This window comes from Parafrankia elaeagni, assembly GCF_000374165.1.
Classification (GTDB): Bacteria; Actinomycetota; Actinomycetes; order Frankiales; family Frankiaceae; genus Parafrankia; species Parafrankia elaeagni.
Genome location: NZ_KB893739.1, coordinates 64,832 through 90,927, shown reverse-complemented (window position 1 = coordinate 90,927; position 26,096 = coordinate 64,832). Strand labels below are relative to the sequence as shown.

Sequence of the window (26,096 nt, the reverse complement as noted above, 5' to 3'; positions counted from 1 at the left end):
CGCGGGCTGACCACGAACTGCCAGCGGCCGCCCACCCGCCAGCGGCGGTGGGCGGCCGCGGCCGCGGGGATCTTCCCGGCCCTGTGGCCGAGCGCCTTTACCTGGTGGCGGAGCTGCTCGTCGCCGTGGAGCCGGAGGCCGCCGGCGGGAAGAGCGAGTCCCAGATCGGGGTGACCTGTACCGGCTCCGGGTTGAACGGCAGCGAGCCCTCCTCCTCGTCCTCCGGCGTCGTGCTCGGCGGCGGGGTCGTCGAGGCCGAGCTGGACGGGCGCGGAGTAGTGGGCGTGGTCGTGCCGCCGGAGGCCGGCTTCGTCGCCGGGGTTGTCGGCTGCGGCGTGGCGGTGCCCCCGGGCGTGGCGGTGCCCGGCGCGGTGGTCGTGCCGCCGGTGGTCGTGCCGCCGGGTGTTGCACCAGGGGTTGTGCCGGGTGCGGCTCCGCCGGTGGCCGGGTCGGACGTCGTGCCCGCCGGCGGGGTGGTCCCGGCCGGTGTCGGTGCCGCGCTGGTCTGCGGGGTCAGCGGTACGAACGGGATCTCGTAGCCGGAGAGACCCTCCTCGCCCGTGGTGCCCGGGTTCGCCGGCGGCGCCGGGGTGTTCTGGCGGGTGTAGTGCTGGTACCCGTACTCCTGGCCGATCGGGCCCGTGCTGGTGCTCGGGCCGGAACCGGTGGGCAGGGTGTCGCCGGTGGGGTCGGAGACCTGCGGAGGCAGCAGTGGTTCGCGGCTGCCCCGGGAGGCCTGCGCGTCGTCCGAACCGAACGCCTGGCGGGCCTCGTCCACCTGGATGAGCGGCGTGGCGCCGGTCGTCGGCCCGGCATTGGTGACCGCGTGCTCGCCCGTGAGCGCGACGCCGGTCACGATCGCGGAGAGACCGGCGAGGGAAGCGGTGCCCGCCACCACCATCCTGGTGCGGCCGGGTGCGCGGCGGGGGGCTGGTGCACGGTGCGCTCCGCGGCCGGCGGTGGTGGAACCCGACCGGCTGCCTCCCGGGCGCGGCGCCCGATCCTGGGGAACGAGCCGCGTGCCGGTCGCGCGCAGGCCCTTCCCCCGGGCGGCTGGAGTGTCCGGATCGATGTCCTCGGCGTGCCCGAGGCCGAGAGAGCCGACCGGGCGCACCGGCTCGAACAGCGAGGAGCGCGTGCTGCGGGCGGGCCGGGCCGGCCGTGCGGTGTCGGCACCGGAGCTCATCGACAGCGGCCCGGTGAGCGTGTCGATCTCTCCGGGGGGTCGGCTGGTTGGCCGGGGCGGCGGGAAACGCCTCGGCAGCGGGGACATCCCCGCGGAGGGGCTGCTGCTCCACTCGCTGGTGACCCAGGTGGAACGGGCCGGGGCCGCGCTCTGCTGCCGGCTCTGCGCCTGGGACGTCCGTGGGAGGGGCTCGGCGCGCCGCTGGGCGTAGAGCGGCGGCTCGCGATGCTGTGACGGCTCGCGGCGCGGTGTCGGGTAGCGGTGCGGCAGCGGCTCACGGGGGCCGCGCTCGGAGGGCTGCGCCGGACGGCCGTCCGGAGGTGTGTGGACGGAGGCCTGGCCCAAAGCCTCGGCCCGCGCCTCGGGGCGCCGACCGCTGCTGGGAGCTCCCCGGCTGTGCCGACCCGCGGAGTGGCTACCCATGCTGCGCTCCCGCGGCCGGCAGGCCCTGGAACCGGGCACTGGTGGGCGGCGGCGAGCCTCGGTGATGGGCTCGGTGACCTCGCGCTGCGTGAACCCGCACTACGCCTCCGGCTGTTCTGGTGTTGTGAGCCCCCCCGGGCCGCACGGCACCCCCACCGGCAGTCACCTTACCGCACACTGATCAGAAAGCGGCAAGTGCAACATGTGCCGCCAACAGGGACAAAAGTAAGTAGATAGCACCTTATGGCGGCGCGCCGGGGTCCGGAAACGATGCGCAGGGCCGAAAGGCGAAGGCCGGGGTGGTGTTGTTCCACCACCCCGGCCTTCACGGTCGTGCTGCCGGCCGACCTGAGCCGTCAGCCGATCTCCGCGGCCGCTCGACGCACGGTCAGTCGACGCACGGTCAGTCGATCGTCCAGGTCTCGCTGCCCGAGATGAGGCCGATCAGGTCGCCGGTGCCGTTCTTGGCGCGGGCCTGCTCGACCTGCCCGTTGAGGGCCTCGTCGTAGGTCGGTACGTCGACGTTGCGGAACACCCCGATCGGGGTGACTCCGTGGTCGTCGCCGGTCAGCCGCGACAGGGCGAAGGCCTGGCTCGGGTCCCGGTTCGCCGCGTCGTGCACGAGGACGCCCTCGTCGGTCGCCGCGCAGACCTCCAGACCGCCCGACGCGGACCGCCGGATGCCCTTGTCCCGCTCGGCGCCGAACAGCAGCGGCTCGCCGTCGACCAGCTTCAGGGTGACGTCGTCCCGCGTCGTCCGGTCCTTGAGGGGCTCGAACGCGCCGTCGTTGAAGATGTTGCAGTTCTGGAAGATCTCGACGAACGCGGTGCCCGGGTGCTCCGCCGCGGCGCGCAGCACCGACGTCAGGTGGGCGCGGTCCGAGTCGATCGACCGGGCGACGAAGGTGGCCTCCGCGCCCAGCGCCAGCGACGCCGGGTTGTACGGGCGGTCCAGCGAGCCGAACGGTGTCGACTTCGTGATCTTCCCGACCTCGGAGGTCGGCGAGTACTGCCCCTTGGTCAGGCCGTAGATCCGGTTGTTGAACATCAGGATCTTGAGGTTGACGTTGCGGCGCATCGCGTGGAGCAGGTGGTTCCCGCCGATGGACAGGGCGTCACCGTCGCCGGTGACGACCCACACCGACAGGTCCGGGCGGGAGGTGGCCAGCCCGGTCGCGATCGCCGGCGCACGCCCGTGGATCGAGTGCATCCCGTAGGTCTGCAGGTAGTACGGGAAACGGGAGGAGCACCCGATGCCCGAGATGAAGGCGACGTTCTCCCGGGCGATGCCGAGCTCCGGCAGGAAGCCCTGCACGGTCGCCAGGATGGCGTAGTCGCCGCAACCCGGGCACCACCGGACCTCCTGGTCGGAGGTGAAGTCCTTGCGGGTCAGCTGGGTCGGGGCGGCGGGCACCAGGTCCAGGAGTCGGTTGGTAATCCCGTTGCCGTTCGTCGTGACGGTCACTGGTTGATCACATCCTCCAAGACGCCCGCGAGTTCCGCAGCCTTGAACGGCAGCCCACGGACCTGGTTGTAGCCGATCGCGTCCACCAGGAACTGCGACCTGATCAGAGTGCGGAGCTGGCCGAGGTTCATCTCGGGGATCAGCACCTTGTCGTAGGAGCGCAGCACCTCGGCGGTGTTCGCCGGGAACGGGTTGAGGTGGCGCAGGTGCGCCTGGGCCACGTGCAGGCCCTTGGCCCGGACCCGCCGGCAGCCGGCGGCGATCGGCCCGAAGGTCGACCCCCAGCCGAGCACGAGCACGTCCGCCATGCCGGACGGGTCGTCGACCTCCAGCGGGGCGATGTCGCGGGCGATGCCGTCGACCTTCGCCTGCCGCAGCCGCACCATGCGGTCGTGGTTCGCCGGGTCGTAGGAGATGTTGCCCGACCCGTCGGCCTTCTCCAGACCACCGATCCGGTGCTCGAGGCCCGGGGTGCCGGGGACAGCCCACGGCCGGGCGAGTGTCTCCGGGTCGCGCTGGTACGGCCAGAACTCGGGACCCTTGGGACCGGTGTGGTTCGGCTCGGTCGTGAAGGTCACCGTGAGGTCCGGCAGCTCCTCGCTGGTCGGCAGCAGCCACGGCTCGGAGCCGTTCGCCAGGTAGCCGTCCGAGAGCAGGAACACCGGCGTGCGGTACTTCGTCGCGATCCGGGCGGCCTCGATGGCGGCGTGGAAACAGTCCGCCGGTGACTGCGGCGCCACGATCGGCACCGGGGCCTCACCGTTGCGGCCGAACATCGCCTGCAGGAGGTCGGCCTGCTCGGTCTTGGTCGGCAGGCCGGTCGACGGGCCACCGCGCTGGATGTCCACGATCAGCAGCGGCAGCTCCAGGCTGACCGCCAGACCGATCGTCTCGCTCTTCAGCGCGACTCCCGGCCCGGACGTCGTCGTCACACCCAGCGAGCCGCCGAACGAGGCGCCGAGCGCCGCACCGACACCGGCGATCTCGTCCTCGGCCTGGAACGTCCGGATGCCGAACTGCTTGTGCTTGCTCAGCTCGTGCAGGATGTCCGACGCCGGGGTGATCGGGTAGGTGCCGAGGAACAGCGGCAGCTTCGTGAGCTCACCGGCGGCGATCAGCCCGTAGGAGAGGGCGATGTTCCCGGTGATGCGCCGGTAGGTGCCGGACCGCATACGGGCCGGGGCGACCTCGTAGGTGACCGAGAAGGACTCGGTGGTCTCGCCGTAGTTGAAACCGGCCCGGAACGCGGCGATGTTGGCCGCCGCGATCTCCGGCCGCTTGGCGAACTTCTTCTTGAGGAAGCCCTCGGTGCCGCCGGTCGGCCGGTGGTACAGCCAGCTCATCAGGCCGAGCGCGAACATGTTCTTCGCCCGCTCGGCTTCCTTCTTGTTCACCGCCCCGCCGACGCCCTCGGCGGCGTGGACCGCGTTGATCGTCATCGACGTCAGCGGCACGCGGTGGACGGTGTAGTTGTCCAGGGTCCCGTCCGTCAGCGGGTCGGCGGCGTAGCCGGCCTTCTTCAGGTTGCCGCCGGTGAACGCATCGGTGTTGACGATCAGGTCCGCACCGGGCGGCAGGTCCTTGAGATTCGCCTTCAGCGCGGCCGGGTTCATGGCGACCAGGACGTCCGGGGCATCGCCCGGGGTCAGAATATCGTGATCGGAAAAATGGAGCTGGAAGCCAGAAACTCCGGCAGGCGTGCCGGCTGGCGCCCGAATTTCCGCGGGAAAGTCCGGAAGCGTGGACAGATCGTTGCCGAATGCCGCCGTCTCGCTCGTGAACTGTTCCCCGGTGAGCTGCATACCGTCGCCGGAGTCGCCGGCGAACCGCACGACGACCCGGTCGAGCCGGCGGGTCTCCCTCTCCCTGACCTGCTCAGACACCTTTAGTAACCTCCTCAGGTACCACCCCAGCGTACCGGGCAGCTCAATAGGGCACGAGGATGCCGCCACCCGGCGCCGCCGGGAAGAGCGGGGTGCCGCGGCTTCCGGCCGGATTATCCCGACCGCCGACCCCTTGCTGGCCGTGCGTGACTGGTTGCAGTATGCGTTTTCTGGTATTGGTCGCGGGGGTCCGGGAACAGGGGGCCGGGCCGCCTCCGGTGGGCCGTGCGGACATGGCGCGAGCGGCCCGGACTCCCGCGGGCGACACGCCGGCCGCGTGTCGCCGCGAGCGCGGAGCTGTGCCCACACCGGGACCCGCCGTCCCCTCGGGGCCACCGCGACATACGACGTCACCCGCCTGCGGGAACCCTGACGGGTGTCCGCAGGCGGACAGCCGGACCTGGCCGGTCGGCCAGGCGCCAGAGCCTCGTGCGCAGGCGCCGACGGCACGTGTGGGCAGCCCGCCGGTGGCCTGTGCCCCGACCGCGGCAGGTATGTGCGGCGCGCGAGTATTCAGCTGGCCTCCGATCCGCGGCGGCTATGGCGGCGTAGTCGGCTAAACGACCGCTCGGCACCCCGGTGGTAACGCTGGCCCGCCTCGGCGGCCGCGCGGCCTGTCACAGTATGACTGTATTCCAGGAGTGGGCCGGATAGGGTCGACGGTGGCCGACGCAACCGTCGTCTATAGGTGGATCTCAGTGGTTCGCTGGGCTGCCAATTCGTATCGCTCGATAACGATGGCCGTGACCCGGTTGCGCCGCCGCCGGTACCAACCGTGCACGGAACGCCGTATGTAGGCAGCGGCAACGTGTCGGCCGTCACGGTGCGGAGGGCAGGCCGGTGCCCGGCGGCTTCGCGGCCGGCCGGCATCACCCGAAACAGCCTCGCCGAGAAGGCCGCCACGGCAGTGCTGACGCCTGGCCCGGCATCCCGGGCACCACCCGAACACGGCCTGTTCCTTTGCGCTGTGGCGTTCGGGTTTACCGGCGTGAGCGCGCCGGACGGATGGTGGACGCGCCGGACGGATGGTGGATGGCGTGTACGAGGAGGGTCACATGCGGCCGCAGTCCCCCGACGCCGGACCGGCGGACGATCCGTCGGATCCGATGGATCCGGCAGGGTGCTCCGTGGCGATCATCGGGCCGGGCCGGGCCGGCATGGCGATGGGCCGGGCGCTCGTGGCTGCCGGATACGAGGTGAGCGCGTTGTACAGCCGGAGCGGTGCTGGCCGGGAACGGGCCGCGGCTGTGTTCTCCGCCGCCGAGGTCTGCGCCGCCCCCGCCGCGGCCGCGGCCCGAGCAGAAGTGATCATTCTGGGTGTGCCGGACGACCGGATCGCCGAGGTGGCCCGGCAGGCCGCTCCCGGCGCGGCCCGCACGCCAGCTCCCCTCGTCGCGCATCTGAGCGGGCGGCACGGGATCCTGCCGCTGCGCGCGGTGACCGCAGTCGGTGCCCGGGCCGCCGCGATCCATCCGATCATGACCCTGACCGGTGCACCGGACGACGCGGCTCGGCTGGTCGGCGCGACGTTCGGCATCACCACCGCGCCCGGGGACGACGCCGCGGCTGCCCGCGCCCGTCGTCTCGTCGAGAGTGTCGGTGGGCGGCCGGCGATCATCCCCGAGGAGCGGCGGGCGATCTACCACGCCGCCCTGGTGCTCGGCGGCAACTTCCTTGCCACCCTCGTCACCGCGGCCGGGCAGCTGGTGGCTGCGGCCGGCGTCGAGGACCAGGCGGCAGCGCTCGGCCCACTGCTGCGGATGTCGCTGGAGAACGCGCTCGCCGCCGGCGAACACGCGATGACCGGTCCGGTCCGGCGTGGCGATGTCGGGACCGTCACAGTCCAGTCGGCGGAGCTGGCACGGCTGGACCCCCATCTCGCCGATGCCTACGCCGCGCTGGCCGTCCTGACGGCCGACCGCCTCGAGAGCGCAGGCCTGCTGACCTCGGACGTCGCCGCCTCCGTGCGCGCCGCCGCGGGGGAGCGGGGCCGCGATCCGGATACACCCGGAGGTGCCGGGCAGGGCGGTGGCGCTCCGGCGTAGGGCAGCCGCCGCCGGGAACGAGGAGTGTCAGCTCCTTCGTTGATGAAGTCGCAACAGGCCAACAGGACGGATGCGCGACAGCCATGCCTCATCGCAGTCTCAACGGGCTGAAGACGGCTCTTCTCCTCGGCGTGCTCTCGGCGGTCATCGTGGCGGTCGGTTCGCTGTTCGGCAGGGGCGGCATCGTGATCGCGGCCGTGCTCGCCCTCGGGATGAACGGCTTCTCCTACTTCTTTTCGGATCGGCTCGCGCTGCGCTCGATGCGCGCATACCCGGTCAGTCAGGTCCAGCAGCCTCGGCTGTACGCCATCGTGCAGGAACTCGCCACCCGGGCGCGGATGCCGATGCCGAGGCTCTATCTCAGCCCCACCTCGTCTCCGAACGCCTTCGCGACCGGCCGGAACCCGCGTAATGCGGCAGTGTGCTGCACCGAGGGAATTCTGGAGATCATGGACGACCGCGAGCTGCGCGGCGTCCTGGGCCACGAACTGAGTCACGTGTACAACCGCGACATCCTGATCGCCTCGGTTGCGGGCGCGCTGGCGGGCATCATCGTCTATTTCGCGAACATGATGCAGGTCTTCGCCTTCTTCGGAGGTGGCCGGGACGAGGACGGCCCCGGCCTGGTGGAGATGCTCGCCCTGATCGTCGTCGGCCCGATTGCCGCCACCATCATCCAGCTGGCAATCAGCCGCGCCCGTGAGTACCAGGCCGACGAGTCCGGGGCGACGCTGACGGGCGATCCGCTCGGGCTGGCCAGCGCTCTGCGCAAGCTGGAGGCTGGAACTGCGGCACGCCCGCTGCCGGCCAGCTCCCGGCTCGGCCCGGCATCCGCGATGATGATCGCCAACCCGTTCCGCGGCGGTGGCGTCTCCCGGTTCTTCTCGACCCACCCGCCGATCGCCGAGCGAGTCGCCCGGCTGGAAGAGCGCGCCCGGATGAACCCCTACCAGTAGGCTCCGCCGGGGCCGTGGCGGAGCCATGGCGAGGACCACGTAGGCGTACGGTTTCGGCGGGTACAAGTCGGGCGCAGGGAGTTCACTGCGGTGAAATAAGAAGACCCGCGGAAGGCACACCGTGGCGCCCGAACACGAGTACGCTTAATCCTCACGGACCGCGGCGGAGCGTACCCCCCAGGTTCCGCCGCGCGCACCCCGCCCGAAACCCCCCATCGGGCGGGGTGCACCTTTTCCGGGGTATGTCTCCCGGTCCGGGGGTCGGCTTGCTTTCCGTACGAGAATCGGCGACCGTGCAGCATCCTGTGCGCCTGCATGCGAATCCGGCCGCTGCCGGCGGTCCGTCTTCGTTGCCAGGGGCAATGCCATTTCGCCGGCAGCGGATGTCCTATGTCCTACGCCAGACATCCGTGCTTCGGGCGGCGGTCACGCAACGGTCGGAGAGCGGCGGATGTTGCGGATCGGCCTCGTTTGCGGGCTGACCGGGGCCGCCGGGCCACATCGGGCCGGCAGGACCCCGGCCGGGCAGCCGAGGTGGGGCGTCAGCGGTAGTTGACGAACTGCAGCGGAACCTCGAAGTCCTCCGCCTTGAGTAGTGCGATGACGCGCTGCAGGTCGTCCCGCTTCTTGCCGGTCACCCGCAACTGGTCGCCCTGGATCTGCGCCTGCACGCCCTTAGGTCCGTCGGCGCGGATCTTCTTGGCGATCGCCTTGGCCTTCTCGTCCGCGATGCCCTGCTGCACGGTGACCGTCAGCCGGTACTCCTTGCCGGACTGCCGCGGCTCGCCGTACTCGAGGGACTTCAGCGAGATGCCGCGCTTCACGCACTTCTCCTGCAGGACGTCCAGGACTGCCTTCACCCGCTCCTCGCTGCTGGCCTGCAGCTGGATCGCCTCGCCGCTCAGCTCCGCGGAGGCGCCGGTGTCCCGGAAGTCGAACCGGGTCCGGATCTCCTTCGCGGTCTGGTTGACGGCGTTGTCGATCTCCTGGGTGTCGACCTTGCTCACGATGTCGAAGGACGGGTCTGCCACGGGCACGGACCTCCTGGGTCGGGTCGCTCGGTGCGGTCTGGCGCACCGAGACGTGGATCGGGCATCGGCCGGGGATGTTCGGGGGCCCCTCCCGTCGTACTGCTCCGGGCAACCGGTATGCTTGCCGAACACGGCAGGTTGCCCGAGCGGCCAAAGGGAGCGGTCTGTAAAACCGTCGGCTGAGCCTACGATGGTTCGAATCCATCACCTGCCACCACCCCGGTTCGTCCGGGGGACACGCGTCGACGAAGGCCCGGAAGATTTCTCTCCGGGCCTTCGTCATGTCCGGGGGCCTTCGTCATGTCCGGGGGCCTTCGTCATGTCCGGCGGTCGTCATGCCCGCAGGTTCGCGCGGTATGCGTGCCGGCGGGCCGGACCTGTCGGGCCGGCCGGCCCGGGGAACCAGGGACGGGCGGCCCGTAGAGTCGGTCGATGTGGCCGACATCGACACGCTGGCCGTCCGGGTCCGGGCGGCATCTCATCTGACCGGCACCTTCGTGTTGCGGTCAGGTCGCACCAGTACGGAGTACTTCGACAAGTACCTCTTCGAGGCCGAGCCCGCCCTGCTCGCCGACATCGTGGCCGCGATGACCGTCCAGCTGCCTCCCGGCACGGATCTGCTGGCGGGCCTGGAGCTGGGCGGCGTCCCGCTCGCGACGCTGCTCTCCGCCCGGACCGGCCTGCCGGCGCGGTTCGTCCGGAAGAAGGCGAAGGAGTACGGCACCCGCCGGATCGCCGAGGGCGGTGAGGTCGAAGGGCGCCGCATCGTCCTGGTCGAGGACGTCGTGACCAGCGGCGGCGCGGTCCTGGACGCCACCCGCGTGCTGCGGGAGGAGGGCGCGGTCGTCGAGGACGTCCTGTGCGTGATCGACCGGCAGGAGGGCGGCCGGGAGCGCCTGGCCGAGGTCGGTCTGACCCTGCGCCCGGTGCTGACCCGGGCCGACCTCGACGCGGCGGGATAGTCGTGCCCGCGCTCTCCCCGGACGGCGGCGAGCCGGCGGAGCCGGTGCTGTTCGCCTACGGAACGCTGCGCTTCGCCGAGGTCGTCGAGGCGCTGCTCGGGCGGCGTCCGGCCATGACTTCCGGGGCGGTCCGGGGATGGCGGGCCGCGGCACTGCGGGGACGGAGCTACCCGGGTCTGGTCCCGGCCGCCGCGGATGTGCACTGCCCGGGGACCTGCCTGCGCGGTCTCACCCGAGCGGAGCGGGAGCTGCTCGACCTGTTCGAAGGCGAGCCCTACGAGCCGCGGGACCTCCCGCTGGCCGGGGGCGGACGGGCCGTCGCCTACCTGTGGCGGAGTCCGGCCGAGGCGGAGATGTGGGACTGGGACATCGCCGTCTTCGAGGCCGAGCACCTTGTCGGGTTCATCGACCACTGCCTGGAGTGGCGCCGGCGGGTGGGCGTGCCGAGGCCGCCGCGGTGACAGGTCCGCGACGGCCTCGGCGGTCAGGGGCCTGCTAGCGGTCCGTGGGCGGTGGGCGCTCGTTGCTCCAGCGACCGGAACCGGAGTCCGGCCCGGTGCCGCCCATCCCCCCGGGAGCAGATCGGTAGCCGGACTCGGGGCGTCGCGTTCCGGCGCTCGGGTCGGTCGTCCCCGTCGGGAAGCGCCCGCCGGCGTTGCCGGCCATACCGGCTCCCCGGTCGTCCCCGGTGCCACCGGTGTTTCCGACCGCCCGGTCACGGCCGCCCGGCCGGTTGCCCGCGGCGCCCGGCCGGTCCGAGGTCGGCTCGAAGAAGTCGTCGCCGGAGTCCGCCGAACGGCCCGCGCCGGAGGCATCGCCGCCGGCGCGCATGCCGCCACCGCCGGGCCCCGTGGTGCTGCCCGCGTAGGCGCCTGTCCGTGACCGCGTCGACGCGCCGCGGGCCACGCCGGGCCGGTCACCCGGGTAGGGCTCGACCGCGCCGCCCGGACGTCCCCGCGTCTGGTATGTGGCCAGTGCGTAGATCACCAGGATGTCGATCGCGATGATGATGACCGACCACACCGGGAACGCGGCGAGGAAGGCCAGCTGGCCGATCGCGTTCAGCGCGGCGATTCCGATGCCGACCCAGCGGGCGAGCTCGTTGCCGGCCGCGATACCGGCCGCGATGACCATCTGGACGACGCCGAACGCGATCCACAGCCAGCCCCAGAACGAGGTGCTGGCGTAGATCACCCCGGTGCCGGTCGAGGTGGAGTAGAGGTTGTCGACCACCACGACGTAGTCGCGCAGTGCTGCTATGCCGTAGATGAGGTTGTGGAAACCGACGATGAACATGATGACGGCGGCAAAGAGCAGCCATCCATCGGTGTTGCGTGCCTGCCGCAGATCTACCATCTGGTCCTCCCGGCTGCGCGGCAACGCTGCTTGTAGCCGAGCGGCCACACACCGCCGCACCCGGGCCAGATACCCCCGTGAGCCGACGTCACTCCCCTCCCGGCCGGGGCCTCAGGGCGCCGTGGCGGGGAGGAGGGTCACCGCGTTGGTGGCGGCCGTCCACCGCAGCTTCCCGAACTGGAAGGTGCTCTCCCGCCCGCCCGGTACCGAGTACTCGTCCGTCACCGGCAGACCCAGCGCGGACGTCGAGCCGCCGAGCTCCAGGTAACGGCGCAGGATCAGGCCGTGGACCTCGTGCGCGCCGGTCGTCGGGTGCCAGTAGATCCAGCCGCCCTGGAACATCGCCTGGTGCGCCCCGGGTGCGGTGGCCCACTCGACGTCGCTCAGCGGGCGCTGCAGGAAGCCGTCGCTGCCGCCCAGCTCCAGGTACTTCCTGGCCACCTCCCCGTGCAGCACGCGCGGCCCGGTCGTGACGGACCAGAAGATGAGGCCGTTCGCGAACGGCCGCCAGCGCCCGCCGCCGCCGGCCCGTAGCTCGACACCCGTCGGCGCGCCCAGGGAGTACTGAAGGAGGCCGGCCGAGGCGAAGCGGCGGTCGATCTCGGAGAGCGTGCCGTCCGCGAGACCGGCAAGTTCGGCCGGCGAACAGCATGCGACGTTCATGTCGACGTTTCCGCTGATGCCTGGCACCGTCCCGGACGAGGTGTACTGCCACATGGCCCACCCGGGCCAGCCGCCGGGCAGCCACCCCGGCGTCGTCTCGTTGTTGTAGATGGCGAACCAGAACGGGTAGTGCGCGAAGTCGCGGGTGTCCGCCATGTGGTCTGTCCAGAAGGACCGGTAGGTGTAGATGATCGGTGCGCGGCCGGTCTGGGACTCGACCTCCTCCAGGAAGGCCCGTGTCCAGGCGGTGAGAGCCACCGGGTCCAGGCCGCCCGTCGTCTCGATGTCGAGGACCGGCGCCAGGTGCCCCGCCATGCGGGTGAGACCGGTCACCGCCAGGAAGTGCCGGGCCTGGTCGACGGCGGTGGAGATCGGGGCCGCCGGGCGGGCGTAGTGGTAGGCACCCACGGTGAGGCCGGCCTGCCGGGCCGCGGTGCGGTCACCGGTGAAATACGGGTTGGTGTAGTTGGTGCCCTCCGTCGCCTTCACGATCGCGAAGCTCACCCCGGAGCCCTTGACCGCGTTCCAGTCGATCGGGGCCGATCCGGGGTGCTGCCAGGAGGCGATGTCGATGCCCCGCGGCCAGGCGGGGGACGGTTCGGCCAGCAGGATCCGGTCCGGCCCACCGTCAGCTGGAGCCGGTGCCGAAGCTGCCGCGCCGGGAGCAGGCGGGGTGGGCGTGACCGGCTGCGTGGACGGGGTGGGCTGCCCGGTCGCGGTCGGCTCGCCGACGGCCTGCGCCGTGCCCGCGGACAGCGCGACGGCGGTGACGGCCACCGTCGCTGCGCCCAGGACGCGCGCGGAGAACCGGCCCGTGTTGCGCAGCCGCCACGTCGCCACCGAGGAGTCGACAGCGGCGCGGGTAGCCCCGCCGGGGGACTGCGACCGGGCGTGGGCGGCGGCGGGGGCAGGACGTACGAGGCGCGGCGGAGCTGTCCGGGTCCGCTGTCGGCTCTGGAAGGCGGCGTGCAGCGTCGCAAAGGAGGTCCCCGCCGGCAGGGAGGCGCCGGCCGGGACAGGTACTCCGGTCAGCGGAGGTAGAGCCCGCGACGCGGCGGGGAGCCCCGCCTGCTGGGTGTGCGGGACGACGGATGCCGCGTCCGGGGTTCCGGAGTCTCGGGCGGCATGGTGCGAGAGCGGCATGAGCAAACCTCGATGCTGGGCGGCGCGGCTGCTTCGTTAGCACCCGGTGGGCGCGCGTCTGTGGCCAGGCCACACGCTAGGCACTCATGTGATTACTTACAGCTATCAACGGAGGGTGCGTGTCGGCCCCGCCGTCACTGAAGTCCACTGTGGTGCGCCTTTGATACGCCTTCGCCCAGTCCAACCATCACTGCGTGTTGCCCATGAGTCTGAGTTGGCCGTCGCTTTTCGTTACCAGCTGGCTTCATCTGGCGTCGGTGACGGTGGCGGCCGCGGGAACCACGGATCCCCGGCCGGCGCGGGATCCCGTGTGCCGGCAAGGCCGGAGGCCTCCGCGCATCCGTCGCTGTCGGCGTGCCGGACTCGGGCGGCGGGCCCCATGGGCGTTCCGGCCTGGGATGCGACCTGCCCGCCGGGGTCGGCGGGCAGGCGCCCGGGTCGGTCGCGGCTCGTGGTCGCTCCGTGCCGGCTGCCGCAAAATTTGGTGGGGGGCGCCCGTCACGATGCCGTCGGCGTCGTGTAACGTGAGTCCCGCGAACACGCCCCTTTAGCTCAGTCGGCAGAGCGTCTCCATGGTAAGGAGAAGGTCTACGGTTCGATTCCGTAAAGGGGCTCGGGCGGTCCGGTGCCGGGTGGGATCGTGATCGGCAGTGGGTGGTACGTCCGCTTATACTGTCTCTCGGGTCCTCGCTCGCCGGTGATCCGTCATGGCGGTGTAGCTCAGTCTGGCAGAGCAAGCGGCTCATAATCGCTGTGTCGCCGGTTCAAGTCCGGCCACCGCTACCATCGGGTCGCGGCACACCGTAGTGACCCCTGCGGGGTCCGGTGAGTCGCGGCCCCTTTGGTCTGTAAGCATTCGAGACAGGAAGAGGCCTCTCGCCGTGGCTGCCACCGACGTTCGTCCCAAGATCACACTGGCGTGCCAGGTGTGCAAGCACCGCAACTACATCACGCGGAAGAACCGGCGGAACGACCCCGACCGTCTCGAACTCCGCAAGTTCTGCCCGAACTGCCGTTCGCACACGGAGCACCGCGAAACCCGCTGACCGCGCGGGCACGTGACTGCGCCGGCCGGGCCTCGGCAGTACATACCCAGGCCCTGCAGCGCCGGGCAGGTCGTGCTTTCCGGTTGGCTGCTCCTGACGTAGACCGGGTGGGTCCGGAATCACACGGACCCACCCGGTTTCGTCGTTCCCGCAGGCGGCTGCCCGGACTTCGCCCGCCGGGCGGGTGCCACTCCCGGTAAGGTGCTGCCCGGTAAGGTGCTGAACCGGCCAGGTCGAGATCGGAGCGCGCGGTGCCGCTGAACCAGGACTTCGTCGGTCGTAGCTACACCTCCGACGTCCCGTTCCAGATCGGCCGAGAGCACATCCGCCAGTTCGCCCGCGCGATCGGCGACGACAATCCGCTTTACCACGATGTGGAGGCAGCCAAGGCGGCCGGTCACGCCGACCTGCCCGCGCCGCCCACCTTCCTGGTCACCGCGATTCCCGGGAACCTGGGCCTGCCCACCGACGACCCGGCGCTGGGCCTGGACTACACGCTCGTGGTGCACGGGGAGCAGCGCTTCACCCTGCACCGGCCGGTCGTGGCCGGCGACGAGCTGGTGGTGCGGTCCACGCTGGCGTCGATCCGTTCCGTCGGCCGCAACGAGCTGCTGGTGACGTCCTACGAGTTCACCTCGACGAGCGGGGAGCTCGTCGCCGAGGGAACGTGCAGCCTGGTATCCCGCGGCACGGCGCCGCCGAGGTGACCGGGCAGATCGGAGCTGGGAATGCCGCCCGCCATCACCTATGACGACGTCGATGTCGGCACCGTGATCGGTGACCGGAGCTTTTCTCTGCGGCGGGCCGATCTGGTGCGCTATGCCGGCGCTTCCGGCGATTTCAATCCGATTCACTGGAACGAGCGTGCGGCGCGGGAGGCCGGGCTACCCGGTGTTCTCGCCCACGGCATGCTGACAATGGCCACGGCCGGCCGCCTGGTCACCGACTGGGCTGGCGATCCCGGCGCGGTCGTCGAGTACGGCGTGAAGTTTTCCTCACTGGTCGTCGTGCCCGACGACGACGAGGGCGCCGAGATCTCTGTCCAGGGCGTTGTGGAGAAGAAGCTCGATGGCGGACGGGTGGTGGTGAACCTCACAGTCCGCCACCAGGGTGCCAAGGTACTCATGGCGGCGCGGGCCACCGTCCAGCTCGGCTGAGCGCTGCCGCCGCGCTGCGGCGCGCTCCGTCGTCCTCGGCGCCCCCCGGCGGCGCACGAGCTCGCACGACGGACCGGCACAGAACCGGACCGGCACAGAACCGGAGACACGGCCACCGAACGGACACGGGCCCCGCGGCAGGTCGCCGCGGGGCCCGTGTGCGGGTAGGGGTTGTCGGTCAGGAGGCTTCGGCCAGCAGGGCCGCGAGCCGCCGGACACCCTCGACCAGGTCGTCGTCCCCAAGCGCATAGGACAACCGGGCGAAACGCGGAGTGCCGAAGGCCTCGCCGGGGACGATCGCGACCCCGGCCTCCTCCAGGATGAGCTGGCACAGGTCGGCGGATGTCGCCGGAGTGCGCCCGCGCAGGGTCCGGCCGATCACGCCCTCCAACGAGGGGTACGCGTAGAACGCCCCGTCGGGCAGCGGGCACTGCACACCGGGGATCTGGACGAGCAGCCCGTGCATGGTCTGCCGCCGCCGGTCGAACGCCTTGCGCATCTCGTAGACGGCGTCGAGCGGGCCCGCGACGGCGGCGAGCGCCGCGGCCTGGGCCACGTTCGAGACGTTCGAGGTGGCGTGCGACTGCAGGTTGGTGGCCGCCTTGACGACGTCCAGCGGGGCGATCAGCCAGCCGACCCGCCAGCCGGTCATCGCGTACGTCTTGGCGACGCCGTTGACGACGATCCAGCGGTCCGCCAGCTCGGGGGCCTCGACGGGCATCGAGGCGAAGCGGGCGCCACCGTAGACCAGGTGCTCGTAGATCTCGTCGCTGATGACCCAGATGCCGGCGTCGGCGGCCCACCGGCCGATGGCCCTGACCTCCTCCGGGGTGTGGACTGCGCCGGTCGGGTTCGAGGGGGAACAGAAGAGGAGAACCTTGGTGCGGGGGGTGCGGGCCGCCTCCAGCTGCTCGACGGTCACCCGGTAGCCGGACTCCGGGCCCGTCACGACGTCGACGGGGACGCCCCCGGCGAGCCGGATCGCCTCGGGGTAGGTCGTCCAGTAGGGAGCCGGCAGAAGGACCTCGTCGCCGGGGTCGAGCAGCGTCGCGAACGCCTGGTAGACCGCCTGCTTGCCACCGTTGGTGATGAGGACCTGGCTCGGCTCGACGACCAGACCGGAATCCCGTCTGGTCTTCTCCGCGACGGCCTCACGCAGCTCGGGCAGGCCCGCGGCGGGGGTGTAGCGGTGCATGCGCGGCTCGCGGCACGCCTTCTCGGCGGCCGCGACGATGTGCTCGGGCGTGGGGAAATCGGGCTCGCCAGCACCGAAGCCGATCACGTCCCTGCCCGCGGCGCGCATCGCCTTGGCGGTCGCGTCGACGGCTAGGGTCGCGGATGGCGCGATGCCCGCGATGCGGTGGGAGATCCTGCTCATGGTCGCCATGCTGCCACGGGAGAGCGTCCACGGGCTGGCCCGTCCGGCCCGTCCTGGGGCGACCTGCGGACGTCTGGGAGTACCGTGCGGCGAGCTTCCCGGCGATGAAGGGGTATGCTCGATCCGCTCGGCCTGTCGGCCCCGCTTACGGCTCATCCCGGCGGAACGATGGTCCCGGGAGGATCGGCGCGCGAGTATGGCGCGGCATCCTCGGAGGATCCGTTCGGGAGGTGTTCAGTAGTGGAACTGTCAGGGCTCCGGGTACGTCTAAGGGGCGTGGCTCAATTGGTAGAGCACCGGTCTCCAAAACCGGCGGTTGCAGGTTCGAGTCCTGTCGCCCCTGCGTTGGACCGACGAACGAGTGGGTGGAGCTGAGTGGCGACCGATACGCGTGACGCGGCACCGCGGGCCAACCGGTCCGCGCGGGCCGACCGTCGTCGGTCGCCGTTCTCGATTCTCCGCAGGATTCGTCAGTTCGTCCGCGAGGTCATCGGGGAGCTTCGCAAGGTCGTCTACCCGGGTCGGAGCGAGCTGATCACCTACGTGGTCGTGGTGCTTGTCTTCGTCACGGTCATGACGGCCTTCGTGGCCAGCCTCGACTTCGGCCTGACGAAGGCGGTCATCGCGGTCTTCGGCTGACACCTGAGCCGTCACGGGTACCGGGGCCGGGCCGACGTCACCGTCGGCGAGGTTCGGCGCCTGGCTCGGGTCCGGATTCGTCCGGTCCGGGTTCGTCCGGTCGCCGGTGTGGCGATGGTCCGTCCCGGTGGGGTGGGCCGGGTGCCGTGGGCGGTTGTGACTCACAGCCGTACCGTCCCCCCGGGCCAAGGGCCGCCGATGAGAGAACCACCCACAGTCGCACTGTCCACGAGAGAAGGATCGGCCGCGTGTCCCAGTCTCCCGAGCACGCCTCCTCCGAGCAGGGGGAGGCCCTCGACCGTCTCGACCCCATTGCGGCGTTCGAGCGTGACGAGGTCGCGAGCACGGATGCCGCGGCCGCACCCGACACCGACGAGGAGTCGGCGGACGACGCCGGCTCGGCGCCCTCCCCGGCCCGGCCCGAGCCGCTCGCGGCAACCGGCCCGGACACCGACGACGATGCGGACGACCTGCTCCGCGCGTTGGAGGAGGCCCCCGGCGAGTGGTACGTGGTGCACTCCTACGCCGGCTACGAGAACAAGGTCAAGACCAACCTCGAGACCCGGATCTCCAGCCTCAACATGGAGGACTACATCTTCCAGATCGAGGTGCCGACCGAGGAGGTCCCGGTCGTCAAGAACGGCAAGCGTCAGCTTGTCCAGCAGAAGAAGTACCCCGGGTACATCTACGTCCGGATGGATCTCACCGACCAGTCCTGGTCGGCGGTCCGGAACACGCCGGGTGTGACCGGGTTCGTCGGCCTGACGAACCGGCCGTCGCCGCTGCGCCGCGAAGAGGTGGTCTCCATCCTCGCGCCGGCTGCGCCGAAGGAGAAGAAGGTCGAGACGGTCAAGGCCCAGGAGTTCGAGGTCGGGGAGTCCGTCACGGTCATGGACGGCCCGTTCGCCACCCTGCCTGCCACCATCAGCGAGATCAACCTCGACGCGCAGCGCCTGAAGGTGCTCGTCTCCATCTTTGGTCGGGAGACGCCGGTCGAGCTGCAGTTCAACCAGGTCGCGAAGATCTGATCCGCTCCGTAGAACTCCGGTAGGAAGACGAACAGATGCCTCCCAAGAAGAAGAAGATCACTGCGCTGATCAAGCTCCAGATCAACGCCGGCAAGGCAACCCCGGCGCCGCCGGTCGGCCCCGCGCTGGGCCAGCACGGCGTCAACATCATGGAGTTCTGCAAGCAGTACAACGCGGCCACCGAGTCGCAGGCCGGCAACGTCGTGCCGGTCGAGATCACGGTGTACGACGACCGCTCGTTCACCTTCGTCACCAAGACCCCGCCCGCCGCGCGGCTGATCCTCAAGGCTGCCGGCGTCGACAAGGGCAGCGGCACGCCGCACCGGGTGAAGGTCGCGAAGCTGACTCCGGCGCAGGTTCGGGAGATCGCGCAGACGAAGCTCCCGGATCTCAACGCCAACACCCTCGAGGCGGCGGAGAAGATCATCGCGGGCACCGCCCGGTCGATGGGTATCACCGTCGGCGAGTGAGGTCCTCCGCGCGGCAGCGCGGAGTGGAGCACGGCACCGCGGCGTCTCGCCGCGGTCAGGCCTGCACAGATGTGGGAGGGCCGGCTGACGGCCCGAGGCGGGGTGGACCCGGCTCGGCGACGGACCGGACCCGCCAACACCACAGGGAGAACTGAGAACTCATGAAGCGCAGCAAGGCATACCGCGCCGCGGCCGAGAAGATCGATCTGACTGCTCTGTACAGCCCGCTGGATGCCGCTCGGCTGGCCCGGGAGACGTCCTCGACGAAGTACGACGCGACCGTCGAGGTCGCGATCCGCCTCGGTGTGGACCCGCGCAAGGCCGACCAGATGGTCCGCGGCACGGTGAACCTGCCGCACGGCACCGGCAAGTCGCCGCGGGTCGCCGTCTTCGCGGCCGGTGAGAAGGCCGCGGAGGCCACCGCCGCCGGCGCCGACGTCGTCGGCAGCGACGACCTCGTCGCGCGGATCCAGGAGGGCTTCCTGGACTTCGACGCCACCGTCGCGACGCCCGACCAGATGGCGAAGGTCGGCCGGATCGCCCGTATCCTCGGCCCGCGCGGTCTCATGCCCAACCCGAAGACCGGCACGGTCACCCTCGACGTCGCCAAGGTCGTCGGCGACATCAAGGGCGGTAAGATCAACTTCCGGGTCGACAAGCAGGGCAACCTGCACATCGTCATCGGCAAGGTCAGCTTCTCGGAGAGCCAGCTGATCGAGAACTACACCGTGGCGCTGGACGAGATCGTCCGGGTGAAGCCGTCTGCCGCCAAGGGGCGGTACCTGAAGAAGGTCACTTTCGCCACCACGATGGGCCCGGGCATCCCGGTGGACCCGAACCGGACCCGTAACCTCCTGGAGGAGACCCCGGCCTGACCGGCCCGGGAGGCGGGACCTGCTCTCGCCCCATGACGGGCAGGGCATGAACTGACAACGTAAGGGGCCGTACCGTTCGCCGGTACGGCCCCTTACGCGTTCGCTGGTGCTGGTGCTGGTGCTGGTGCTGGTGCTGGTGCTGGCTCGTGCTGGTAGGCCGCCGCCGATCCGCCTACGGAGCCTGCTAGGATGACCAACAGTTCCACACCGAAGACCGCTGGTCGTTCTCCACCTCTCCAGGATCCCGGCAGCTGCCGAGCCCGGAAGGCTGGAGGCCGAAGGCTCGGGATTCCGAGCGGCCCGCGCAGGTGGCGAACGGGAAGTCGCCATGAAGACCGTCAGGATCGTTGTCTCCCACCAGAGTGGTCGGCAGCCTTCAGGACGCCGTCGGATCTCTGACGCCCCGCGCCTCTGCGCCGGGGCGTTCGTTGTTTCCGAGGCCTGTCGGCATGGCCGGCCGACCCCTGAAGGAGCCCGATGGCGAACTCGGAGAAGACCGCCGCCGTGGCGGAGATCGCCGAGGAGTTCCGTGGTTCGACCGCCGCGGTGCTGACGGAGTACCGCGGCCTCACGGTGAGCCAGCTCACCGAGCTGCGTCGCGCGCTCGGCGAGACCACCCGGTACGCGGTGGTCAAGAACACCCTCACCAAGATCGCTGCAGCGCAGGCCGGCGTGTCCGGCCTCGACGACCTGCTCGTCGGCCCGACGGCCGTCGCCTTCGTCGGCGGCGACCCGGTCGAGGCGGCGAAGGGCCTGCGGGACTTCGCCCGCGCCAACCCGGCCCTGATCGTCAAGGGCGGTGTCGTCGAGGGCAAGGCACTGTCGGCGGAGGAGATCCGCAAGCTCGCAGACCTGGAGTCCCGCGAGGTCCTGCTGGCCAAGCTGGCCGGCGCGATGAACGGCTCCCTGGCGAAGGCTGTCGGCCTGTTCGCGGCCCCGCTGTCCCAGGTCGCCCGGCTCAGCGAGGCGCTGCGCGCGCAGCGGCAGGAGGAGGCTGGCGCGGAGCCGGCTGCCGCCGAGCCGGCCGTCGCCGTCGACGCCTGAGCGATCTCCGCTCGACGCGCCGGATCCGATCGATCCCAGGAATCCGGCGCGGGCGACCTGATCTGCACCGGGTGGCCTGACCCACCTCGGGCCGCCCACCACGGACCACCCCTCTGACGAATGCCCGGCCGACCGGGCGCCGGTTCATCTGACCGGTATGACAAGGAAGGAACCGCCACCATGGCGAAGCTTTCGACCACCGAGCTGCTCGACGCGTTCAAGGAGATGACCCTCCTGGAGCTCTCCGAGTTCGTGAAGCAGTTCGAGGACACCTTCGGCGTGACCGCGGCCGCGCCGGTCGCCGTCGCGGCCGCCCCGGCTGCCGGTGGCGCCGGCGGCGAGGCCGCCGCCGCCGAGGAGCAGGACGAGTTCGACGTGATCCTGGAGTCCGTCGGCGACAAGAAGATCCAGGTCATCAAGGAGGTCCGCGCGCTCACGAGCCTGGGCCTCAAGGAGGCCAAGGACCTCGTCGACGGCGCGCCCAAGCCCGTCCTGGAGAAGGTCGCCAAGGAGGCCGCGGAGAAGGCCAAGGCGGCCCTCGAGGGCGCTGGCGCCTCGGTCACCGTCAAGTAGTTCCCCCTGGGTGCCGATCGCGGCACCCAGGCCCGGCAGGGAGCACCTTCGGAGCGGGCGCAGAGACGCGCGCACCTCGGCTCCCGCGCCGGGCCGCCCGGCCGGGCTCCGGCTGCCCGGCCAGAACGCATCGAAGCCCCGTCCCGGCTCTCCGGGGCGGGGCTTCGTCGTCGCTTCGTCATTGCCGGCAGGCCGCGTCAGAGCCCGGCACGGGGCGCCATGGGTGGTAAGACCTAGGTGACGTCCGCCGGTCGGCCGCCGGGCCCGTGCGGCCGAAGGTGCGGATCATCGGCACGTGCCGCCGGGCGCTGCGCCCGCCCGTCCGAGCTGTCCGGACCACCGGGCTCATGCACGAATGGCCTTTTCACACCGCATGTTCGTGATCGGCCGAGGCGCTGTCGCGGGGCGGGGTGGCCGGGCTGGCGAGGGAGCCGGGGGCGGGGGATCCTGCCGAGCAGGGAATCGCGCTCGTGACGATGTTGCCTCTGAGACCTTGACGAGCTCCCGGGCAACGGAGTTCCATCATTTCGCGAACCTTCGTAGGGAAGCAGCGCGCGACGTACCGGTGCCTCGTCCTTGCCAGCAGTGAAGCCTTCGGCTACACTGCTAGTTTGCGCTGTCTTTCTCGTTGCATCGGGCTCGTCGGTAACACGTTCGACATCGGGATCCGGCCCCTTCGGGTGATCGGGTTCGCGCCGCGGGGCGGTCCGCGGTCCTCTGGCCACTGGCCGAGCACCTGCCGCCTCAGCGGGTTCGGGGTGACGCGAGAGCGGCGTGGTCGTGCCTCGTCAGTGAGCACGGCGGCCCGGCTGTCCGCATCGAGACCCGAACGAGACTTCTCGCCCTTGCACCGACACGTCGATCTGAGATCGCCGCGCCGGCGGCGCGTGGACGCTCCCCGCGCCTGCCGATCAGACCCGCGGCGGCTTCGTCGCGCCCGGATCCGGCCCCGTGCGGTCGGAACGGGCCCCGCGTGGACGCCTGCCCCGCCCGTTCCGCACGGCTCGACCGCACGGCCGCGTCGGCGTCCGCCAGGGCGAGCGCCGTCCGGCGGATCACCGCACCGGCGAAGGAGTCCTCACCTCGGGATCCTCGCATTGCCGGGGTACCCCCCGCCGATGTTCCGCATAACCGTAGCGAGACACTGATCACCTGACCACCCCCAAACGGATCCTTGACATCCGCGACGCCAGCCCCACGATCAGGCCACCGGAAGGACCACCTTGGCCGCCTCGCGTTCCGCCCCCCGCATCTCGTTCGCAAAGATCATCGAGCCTCTCGAGGTCCCGGATCTTCTCGCCCTGCAGACGCAGTCCTTTGATTGGCTGATCGGTAACGACGTCTGGGCGGAGCGGGTCCAGGAGGCTATCGACGCCGGTAGGGACGACGTCCCCATCACCTCCGGGCTTGAGGAGGTCTTCGAGGAGATCTCCCCGATCGAGGACTTCTCCGGCTCGATGTCCCTGTCCTTCCGGGATCACAGGTTCGAGCCTCCCAAGTACTCCGTCGAGGAGTGCAAGGACAAGGACATGACCTTCTCGGCGCCGCTGTTCGTCACCGCCGAGTTCACCAACAACACCACCGGTGAGATCAAGAGCCAGACGGTGTTCATGGGCGACTTCCCGCTCATGACCCCGAAGGGCACGTTCGTCATCAACGGCACCGAGCGCGTGGTGGTCAGCCAGCTCGTCCGGTCCCCGGGTGTCTACTTCGAGAAGGCCATCGACAAGGCGTCCGACAAGGATCTGTTCTCCTGCAAGGTGATCCCCTCGCGAGGCGCCTGGCTCGAGTTCGAGATCGACAAGCGCGACACCGTCGGCGTGCGCATCGACCGCAAGCGCCGCCAGTCGGTCACCGTGCTGCTCAAGGCGCTCGGCTGGGACGAGGCCCGCATCCTGGAGCGGTTCGGCGACTTCCCGTCGATGCGGGTCACCCTGGAGAAGGACCACACCTCCAGCCAGGACGACGCCCTGCTCGACATCTACCGCAAGCTCCGCCCCGGCGAGCCGCCGACGCGGGAGTCGGCGCAGACCCTGCTGGAGAACCTCTTCTTCAACCCGAAGCGCTACGACCTGGCGAAGGTCGGCCGCTACAAGGTGAACAAGAAGCTGACTCTCGAGGTCGCGCACGACGTCGGCGTCCTCACCGAGGACGACGTGGTCCGGACGATCGAGTACATCGTCAAGCTGCACGCCGGCCAGGACCAGGACAACTACGAGGTCGACGACATCGACCACTTCGGCAACCGGCGGCTGCGCACCGTCGGCGAGCTCATCCAGAACCAGGTCCGCCTCGGCCTGGCCCGGATGGAGCGCGTCGTCCGCGAGCGCATGACCACGCAGGACGTCGAGGCGATCACGCCGCAGACCCTGATCAACATCCGGCCGGTCGTCGCCTCCATCAAGGAGTTCTTCGGCACCAGCCAGCTCTCCCAGTTCATGGACCAGACCAACCCGCTGGCGGGTCTGACCCACAAGCGCCGCCTGTCGGCGCTGGGCCCCGGCGGTCTGTCCCGGGAGCGGGCCGGCTTCGAGGTCCGCGACGTGCACCCCAGCCACTACGGCCGGATGTGCCCGATCGAGACGCCGGAAGGCCCGAACATCGGCCTGATCGGCTCGCTGTCGACGTTCGCGCGGGTCAACCCGTTCGGCTTCGTCGAGACCCCGTACCGCAAGGTGGAGAACGGCCGGGTCACCGGCCAGATCGACTACCTGACCGCGGACGAGGAGGACCGGCACGTCAAGGCGCAGGCGAACACCCCGCTGAACGCGGACGGCACGTTCGCCGAGGACCGCGTCCTGGTCCGACGCAAGGGCGGTGAGGTCGAGTTCATCCCGCCGGACGAGGTCGACTACATGGACGTCTCGCCGCGGCAGATGGTGTCCGTGGCGACGGCCATGATCCCGTTCCTCGAGCACGACGACGCCAACCGGGCCCTGATGGGCTCGAACATGCAGCGGCAGTCGGTTCCGCTGCTGCGTTCCGAGGCCCCGCTGGTCGGCACCGGCATGGAGGCCCGCGCGGCCAAGGACGCCGGCGACGTCGTCGTCTGCGCACAGGCCGGCGTGGTCGAGGACCTGTCGGCCGACTACATCACCGTCATGCACGACGACGGCACCCGGCGCACCTACCGGCTGGCGAAGTTCCGCCGGTCGAACCAGGGCACCTGCATCAACCAGAAGCCGATCGTGTTCGAGGGCGACAGGGTCGAGGCCGGCCAGGTCATCGCGGACGGCCCGTGCACCGACAACGGCGAGATGGCGCTGGGCAAGAACCTGCTCGTCGCCTTCATGCCGTGGGAGGGGCACAACTACGAGGACGCGATCATCCTCTCCCAGCGCCTCGTCCAGGACGACGTCCTCTCCTCGATCCACATCGAGGAGCACGAGGTCGACGCCCGGGACACCAAGCTGGGCCCGGAGGAGATCACCCGGGACATCCCGAACGTCGCCGAGGAGGTCCTGGCGGACCTCGACGAGCGCGGCATCATCCGGATCGGCGCCGAGGTGTCGCCCGGTGACGTGCTGGTCGGCAAGGTCACCCCGAAGGGCGAGACCGAGCTGACTCCGGAGGAGCGCCTGCTCCGCGCGATCTTCGGCGAGAAGGCCCGGGAGGTCCGCGACACCTCGCTGAAGGTGCCGCACGGCGAGTCCGGCAAGGTCATCGGTGTCCGGGTGTTCTCCCGCGAGGACGGCGACGAGCTGCCTCCGGGCGTGAACGAGCTGGTCCGCGTCTACGTGGCCCAGAAGCGGAAGATCACCGACGGTGACAAGCTCGCCGGCCGGCACGGCAACAAGGGCGTCATCGCCAAGATCCTGCCGGTCGAGGACATGCCCTTCCTCCCCGACGGCACCGCGGTGGACGTCGTCCTGAACCCGCACGGTGTGCCGCGCCGGATGAACATCGGCCAGATCCTGGAGACCCACCTCGGGTGGGTCGCCAAGACCGGCTGGCAGGTCGACTCGGGCGACGAGGGCTGGAAGGAGCGCCTGCGCGGTATCGGCGCCGACGCCGCCCCGCCCGGGACGAACGTGGCGACGCCGGTGTTCGACGGCGCCCGCGAGGAGGAGATCACCGGCCTGCTCGACGCCACCCTCCCCAACCGGGACGGTCAGCAGATGATCGGTTCCTCCGGCAAGGCCGAGCTGTACGACGGCCGGACCGGCGAGCCGTACCCGTACCCGGTGGCGGTCGGCTACATCTACATCCTCAAGCTCCTGCACCTGGTCGACGACAAGATCCACGCCCGGTCGACCGGGCCCTACTCGATGATCACGCAGCAGCCGCTCGGTGGTAAGGCGCAGTTCGGCGGCCAGCGGTTCGGCGAGATGGAGGTGTGGGCGCTGGAGGCGTACGGCGCCGCCTACGCCCTGCAGGAACTGCTGACGATCAAGTCCGACGACGTCGTGGGCCGTGTGAAGGTCTACGAGGCCATCGTCAAGGGCGAGAACATCCCGGAACCCGGTATCCCGGAGTCGTTCAAGGTCCTCATCAAGGAGATGCAGTCGCTGTGCCTCAACGTCGAGGTGTTGTCCAGCGACGGCGTCTCGATCGAGATGCGGGACACCGACGAGGACGTCTTCCGCGCGGCGGAGGAGCTCGGTATCGATCTGTCGCGGCGTGAGCCGAGCAGCGTCGAAGAGGTCTGACGTGACGGGGGGCCTGGCCCTGCCAGGCCCCCGACCCCGTCCACTCGTGCCATCCGGCCCGGCGCCCACCGGCGCCGACCGGGGGCCCCGGCAGCGTCCCGACTGAGAAAGAGAGAGCAGGCGA

21 protein-coding genes and 4 tRNA genes are annotated in these 26,096 nt (G+C 70.6%); 18 read left to right on the top strand and 7 right to left on the bottom strand.

Features of this window, described 5'->3' with window-relative positions; genetic code table 11:
* Nucleotides 1–97: 97 nt before the first annotated feature.
* The 3 genes from B207_RS34750 to B207_RS0120660 form a co-directional block, all read right to left on the bottom strand.
* Nucleotides 98–1,609: a hypothetical protein gene (locus tag B207_RS34750; RefSeq protein ID WP_084692237.1), complete on the bottom strand. Its 1,512-nt coding sequence runs from the start codon at nt 1,607–1,609 to the stop codon at nt 98–100.
* 403 nt (nt 1,610–2,012) lie between these two features.
* Nucleotides 2,013–3,074, bottom strand: a complete 1,062-nt coding sequence (locus B207_RS0120665; protein WP_018638500.1) for a 2-oxoacid:ferredoxin oxidoreductase subunit beta — start codon at nt 3,072–3,074, stop codon at nt 2,013–2,015.
* Nucleotides 3,071–4,957 (bottom strand): 2-oxoacid:acceptor oxidoreductase subunit alpha, encoded by a 1,887-nt coding sequence (locus B207_RS0120660; protein WP_018638499.1) that lies wholly within the window; start codon nt 4,955–4,957, stop codon nt 3,071–3,073. The genes B207_RS0120665 and B207_RS0120660 overlap by 4 nt, the downstream gene beginning before the upstream one ends.
* 1,055 nt (nt 4,958–6,012) lie before the next feature.
* Here B207_RS0120660 and B207_RS0120655 point away from each other — a divergent pair.
* Complete coding sequence (locus B207_RS0120655) at nt 6,013–7,002, top strand: Rossmann-like and DUF2520 domain-containing protein (protein ID WP_230205135.1); 990 nt, start codon at nt 6,013–6,015, stop codon at nt 7,000–7,002.
* Between the two features lie 83 nt (nt 7,003–7,085).
* The gene (htpX, locus tag B207_RS0120650; protein ID WP_018638497.1) at nt 7,086–7,958 is read left to right on the top strand and encodes a zinc metalloprotease HtpX; all 873 of its coding nucleotides are present in this window, start codon (nt 7,086–7,088) and stop codon (nt 7,956–7,958) included.
* A gap of 542 nt (nt 7,959–8,500) precedes the next feature.
* Here htpX and B207_RS0120645 read toward each other — a convergent pair.
* Nucleotides 8,501–8,989, bottom strand: a complete 489-nt coding sequence (locus B207_RS0120645) for a YajQ family cyclic di-GMP-binding protein (RefSeq protein WP_018638496.1) — start codon at nt 8,987–8,989, stop codon at nt 8,501–8,503.
* Between the two features lie 132 nt (nt 8,990–9,121).
* Here B207_RS0120645 and B207_RS0120640 point away from each other — a divergent pair.
* The 3 genes from B207_RS0120640 to B207_RS0120630 all read left to right on the top strand — a co-directional run bounded on the left by B207_RS0120640 (nt 9,122) and on the right by B207_RS0120630 (nt 10,412).
* A tRNA-Tyr gene (locus B207_RS0120640) sits at nt 9,122–9,206 on the top strand.
* Nucleotides 9,207–9,423: 217 nt separating this feature from the next.
* Nucleotides 9,424–9,951 carry an orotate phosphoribosyltransferase gene (pyrE, locus tag B207_RS0120635; protein WP_026311264.1) on the top strand — a complete coding sequence of 176 codons (528 nt, stop codon included), beginning with the start codon at nt 9,424–9,426 and terminating at the stop codon, nt 9,949–9,951.
* 2 nt (nt 9,952–9,953) lie between these two features.
* Nucleotides 9,954–10,412: a gamma-glutamylcyclotransferase family protein gene (locus tag B207_RS0120630; RefSeq protein ID WP_018638494.1), complete on the top strand. Its 459-nt coding sequence runs from the start codon at nt 9,954–9,956 to the stop codon at nt 10,410–10,412.
* 34 nt (nt 10,413–10,446) lie between these two features.
* Here B207_RS0120630 and B207_RS34745 read toward each other — a convergent pair whose 3' ends face one another.
* Both B207_RS34745 and B207_RS0120620 read right to left on the bottom strand, forming a co-directional pair.
* On the bottom strand, nt 10,447–11,307 hold the full coding sequence (locus B207_RS34745) for a DUF7144 family membrane protein (RefSeq protein ID WP_018638493.1): 861 nt from the start codon (nt 11,305–11,307) through the stop codon (nt 10,447–10,449).
* A 111-nt stretch (nt 11,308–11,418) separates the two neighbouring features.
* Nucleotides 11,419–13,113, bottom strand: a complete 1,695-nt coding sequence (locus B207_RS0120620; protein ID WP_230205134.1) for a GH25 family lysozyme — start codon at nt 13,111–13,113, stop codon at nt 11,419–11,421.
* Nucleotides 13,114–13,654: 541 nt separating this feature from the next.
* Between B207_RS0120620 and B207_RS0120615 the strand changes: the two genes are divergently transcribed.
* The 5 genes from B207_RS0120615 to B207_RS0120595 all read left to right on the top strand — a co-directional run bounded on the left by B207_RS0120615 (nt 13,655) and on the right by B207_RS0120595 (nt 15,316).
* Nucleotides 13,655–13,727: transfer RNA gene (locus B207_RS0120615), tRNA-Thr, on the top strand.
* A gap of 95 nt (nt 13,728–13,822) precedes the next feature.
* Nucleotides 13,823–13,899: transfer RNA gene (locus B207_RS0120610), tRNA-Met, on the top strand.
* A gap of 95 nt (nt 13,900–13,994) precedes the next feature.
* Nucleotides 13,995–14,159 (top strand): 50S ribosomal protein L33, encoded by a 165-nt coding sequence (gene rpmG / locus B207_RS0120605; protein WP_018638491.1) that lies wholly within the window; start codon nt 13,995–13,997, stop codon nt 14,157–14,159.
* A 251-nt stretch (nt 14,160–14,410) separates the two neighbouring features.
* Nucleotides 14,411–14,866 carry a MaoC family dehydratase N-terminal domain-containing protein gene (locus tag B207_RS0120600; protein ID WP_018638490.1) on the top strand — a complete coding sequence of 152 codons (456 nt, stop codon included), beginning with the start codon at nt 14,411–14,413 and terminating at the stop codon, nt 14,864–14,866.
* 21 nt (nt 14,867–14,887) lie between these two features.
* Nucleotides 14,888–15,316: a MaoC/PaaZ C-terminal domain-containing protein gene (locus B207_RS0120595; protein ID WP_018638489.1), complete on the top strand. Its 429-nt coding sequence runs from the start codon at nt 14,888–14,890 to the stop codon at nt 15,314–15,316.
* Nucleotides 15,317–15,494: 178 nt separating this feature from the next.
* Here B207_RS0120595 and B207_RS0120590 read toward each other — a convergent pair whose 3' ends face one another.
* On the bottom strand, nt 15,495–16,703 hold the full coding sequence (locus tag B207_RS0120590; RefSeq protein ID WP_018638488.1) for a pyridoxal phosphate-dependent aminotransferase: 1,209 nt from the start codon (nt 16,701–16,703) through the stop codon (nt 15,495–15,497).
* 261 nt (nt 16,704–16,964) lie between these two features.
* On the opposite strand from B207_RS0120590, the gene B207_RS0120585 reads away from it, so the two are divergent.
* The 8 genes from B207_RS0120585 to rpoB all read left to right on the top strand — a co-directional run bounded on the left by B207_RS0120585 (nt 16,965) and on the right by rpoB (nt 25,972).
* Nucleotides 16,965–17,037: transfer RNA gene (locus B207_RS0120585), tRNA-Trp, on the top strand.
* A gap of 32 nt (nt 17,038–17,069) precedes the next feature.
* Entirely contained in the window at nt 17,070–17,333 is a 264-nt protein-coding gene (gene secE, locus B207_RS0120580; protein WP_018638487.1) for a preprotein translocase subunit SecE, read from the top strand.
* A gap of 248 nt (nt 17,334–17,581) precedes the next feature.
* Complete coding sequence (gene nusG, locus B207_RS0120575) at nt 17,582–18,361, top strand: transcription termination/antitermination protein NusG (RefSeq protein WP_018638486.1); 780 nt, start codon at nt 17,582–17,584, stop codon at nt 18,359–18,361.
* A 35-nt stretch (nt 18,362–18,396) separates the two neighbouring features.
* Nucleotides 18,397–18,831, top strand: a complete 435-nt coding sequence (gene rplK, locus B207_RS0120570) for a 50S ribosomal protein L11 (protein WP_018638485.1) — start codon at nt 18,397–18,399, stop codon at nt 18,829–18,831.
* Between the two features lie 161 nt (nt 18,832–18,992).
* Complete coding sequence (rplA, locus tag B207_RS0120565; protein ID WP_018638484.1) at nt 18,993–19,706, top strand: 50S ribosomal protein L1; 714 nt, start codon at nt 18,993–18,995, stop codon at nt 19,704–19,706.
* Between the two features lie 477 nt (nt 19,707–20,183).
* A complete protein-coding gene (gene rplJ, locus B207_RS0120560; RefSeq protein ID WP_018638483.1) occupies nt 20,184–20,750 on the top strand; it encodes a 50S ribosomal protein L10 in 567 nt (188 codons plus the stop codon).
* A gap of 180 nt (nt 20,751–20,930) precedes the next feature.
* Entirely contained in the window at nt 20,931–21,323 is a 393-nt protein-coding gene (rplL, locus tag B207_RS0120555) for a 50S ribosomal protein L7/L12 (RefSeq protein WP_018638482.1), read from the top strand.
* A 1,223-nt stretch (nt 21,324–22,546) separates the two neighbouring features.
* On the top strand, nt 22,547–25,972 hold the full coding sequence (rpoB, locus tag B207_RS0120550) for a DNA-directed RNA polymerase subunit beta (RefSeq protein ID WP_018638481.1): 3,426 nt from the start codon (nt 22,547–22,549) through the stop codon (nt 25,970–25,972).
* Nucleotides 25,973–26,096: the final 124 nt, after the last annotated feature.

Excerpts from the sequence above, each read along its gene's own strand:
- B207_RS34750 (WP_084692237.1), bottom strand. The coding sequence starts at position 1,609 with ATGGGTAGCCACTCCGCGGGTCGGCACAGCCGGGGAGCTCCCAGCAGC.
- B207_RS0120655 (WP_230205135.1), top strand. The coding sequence starts at position 6,013 with ATGCGGCCGCAGTCCCCCGACGCCGGACCGGCGGACGATCCGTCGGAT.
- htpX (WP_018638497.1), top strand. The coding sequence starts at position 7,086 with ATGCCTCATCGCAGTCTCAACGGGCTGAAGACGGCTCTTCTCCTCGGC.
- B207_RS34745 (WP_018638493.1), bottom strand. The coding sequence starts at position 11,307 with ATGGTAGATCTGCGGCAGGCACGCAACACCGATGGATGGCTGCTCTTT.
- B207_RS0120620 (WP_230205134.1), bottom strand. The coding sequence starts at position 13,113 with ATGCCGCTCTCGCACCATGCCGCCCGAGACTCCGGAACCCCGGACGCG.
- B207_RS0120595 (WP_018638489.1), top strand. The coding sequence starts at position 14,888 with ATGCCGCCCGCCATCACCTATGACGACGTCGATGTCGGCACCGTGATC.
- B207_RS0120590 (WP_018638488.1), bottom strand. The coding sequence starts at position 16,703 with ATGGCGACCATGAGCAGGATCTCCCACCGCATCGCGGGCATCGCGCCA.
- rplK (WP_018638485.1), top strand. The coding sequence starts at position 18,397 with ATGCCTCCCAAGAAGAAGAAGATCACTGCGCTGATCAAGCTCCAGATC.
- rplA (WP_018638484.1), top strand. The coding sequence starts at position 18,993 with ATGAAGCGCAGCAAGGCATACCGCGCCGCGGCCGAGAAGATCGATCTG.
- rplJ (WP_018638483.1), top strand. The coding sequence starts at position 20,184 with ATGGCGAACTCGGAGAAGACCGCCGCCGTGGCGGAGATCGCCGAGGAG.
- rplL (WP_018638482.1), top strand. The coding sequence starts at position 20,931 with ATGGCGAAGCTTTCGACCACCGAGCTGCTCGACGCGTTCAAGGAGATG.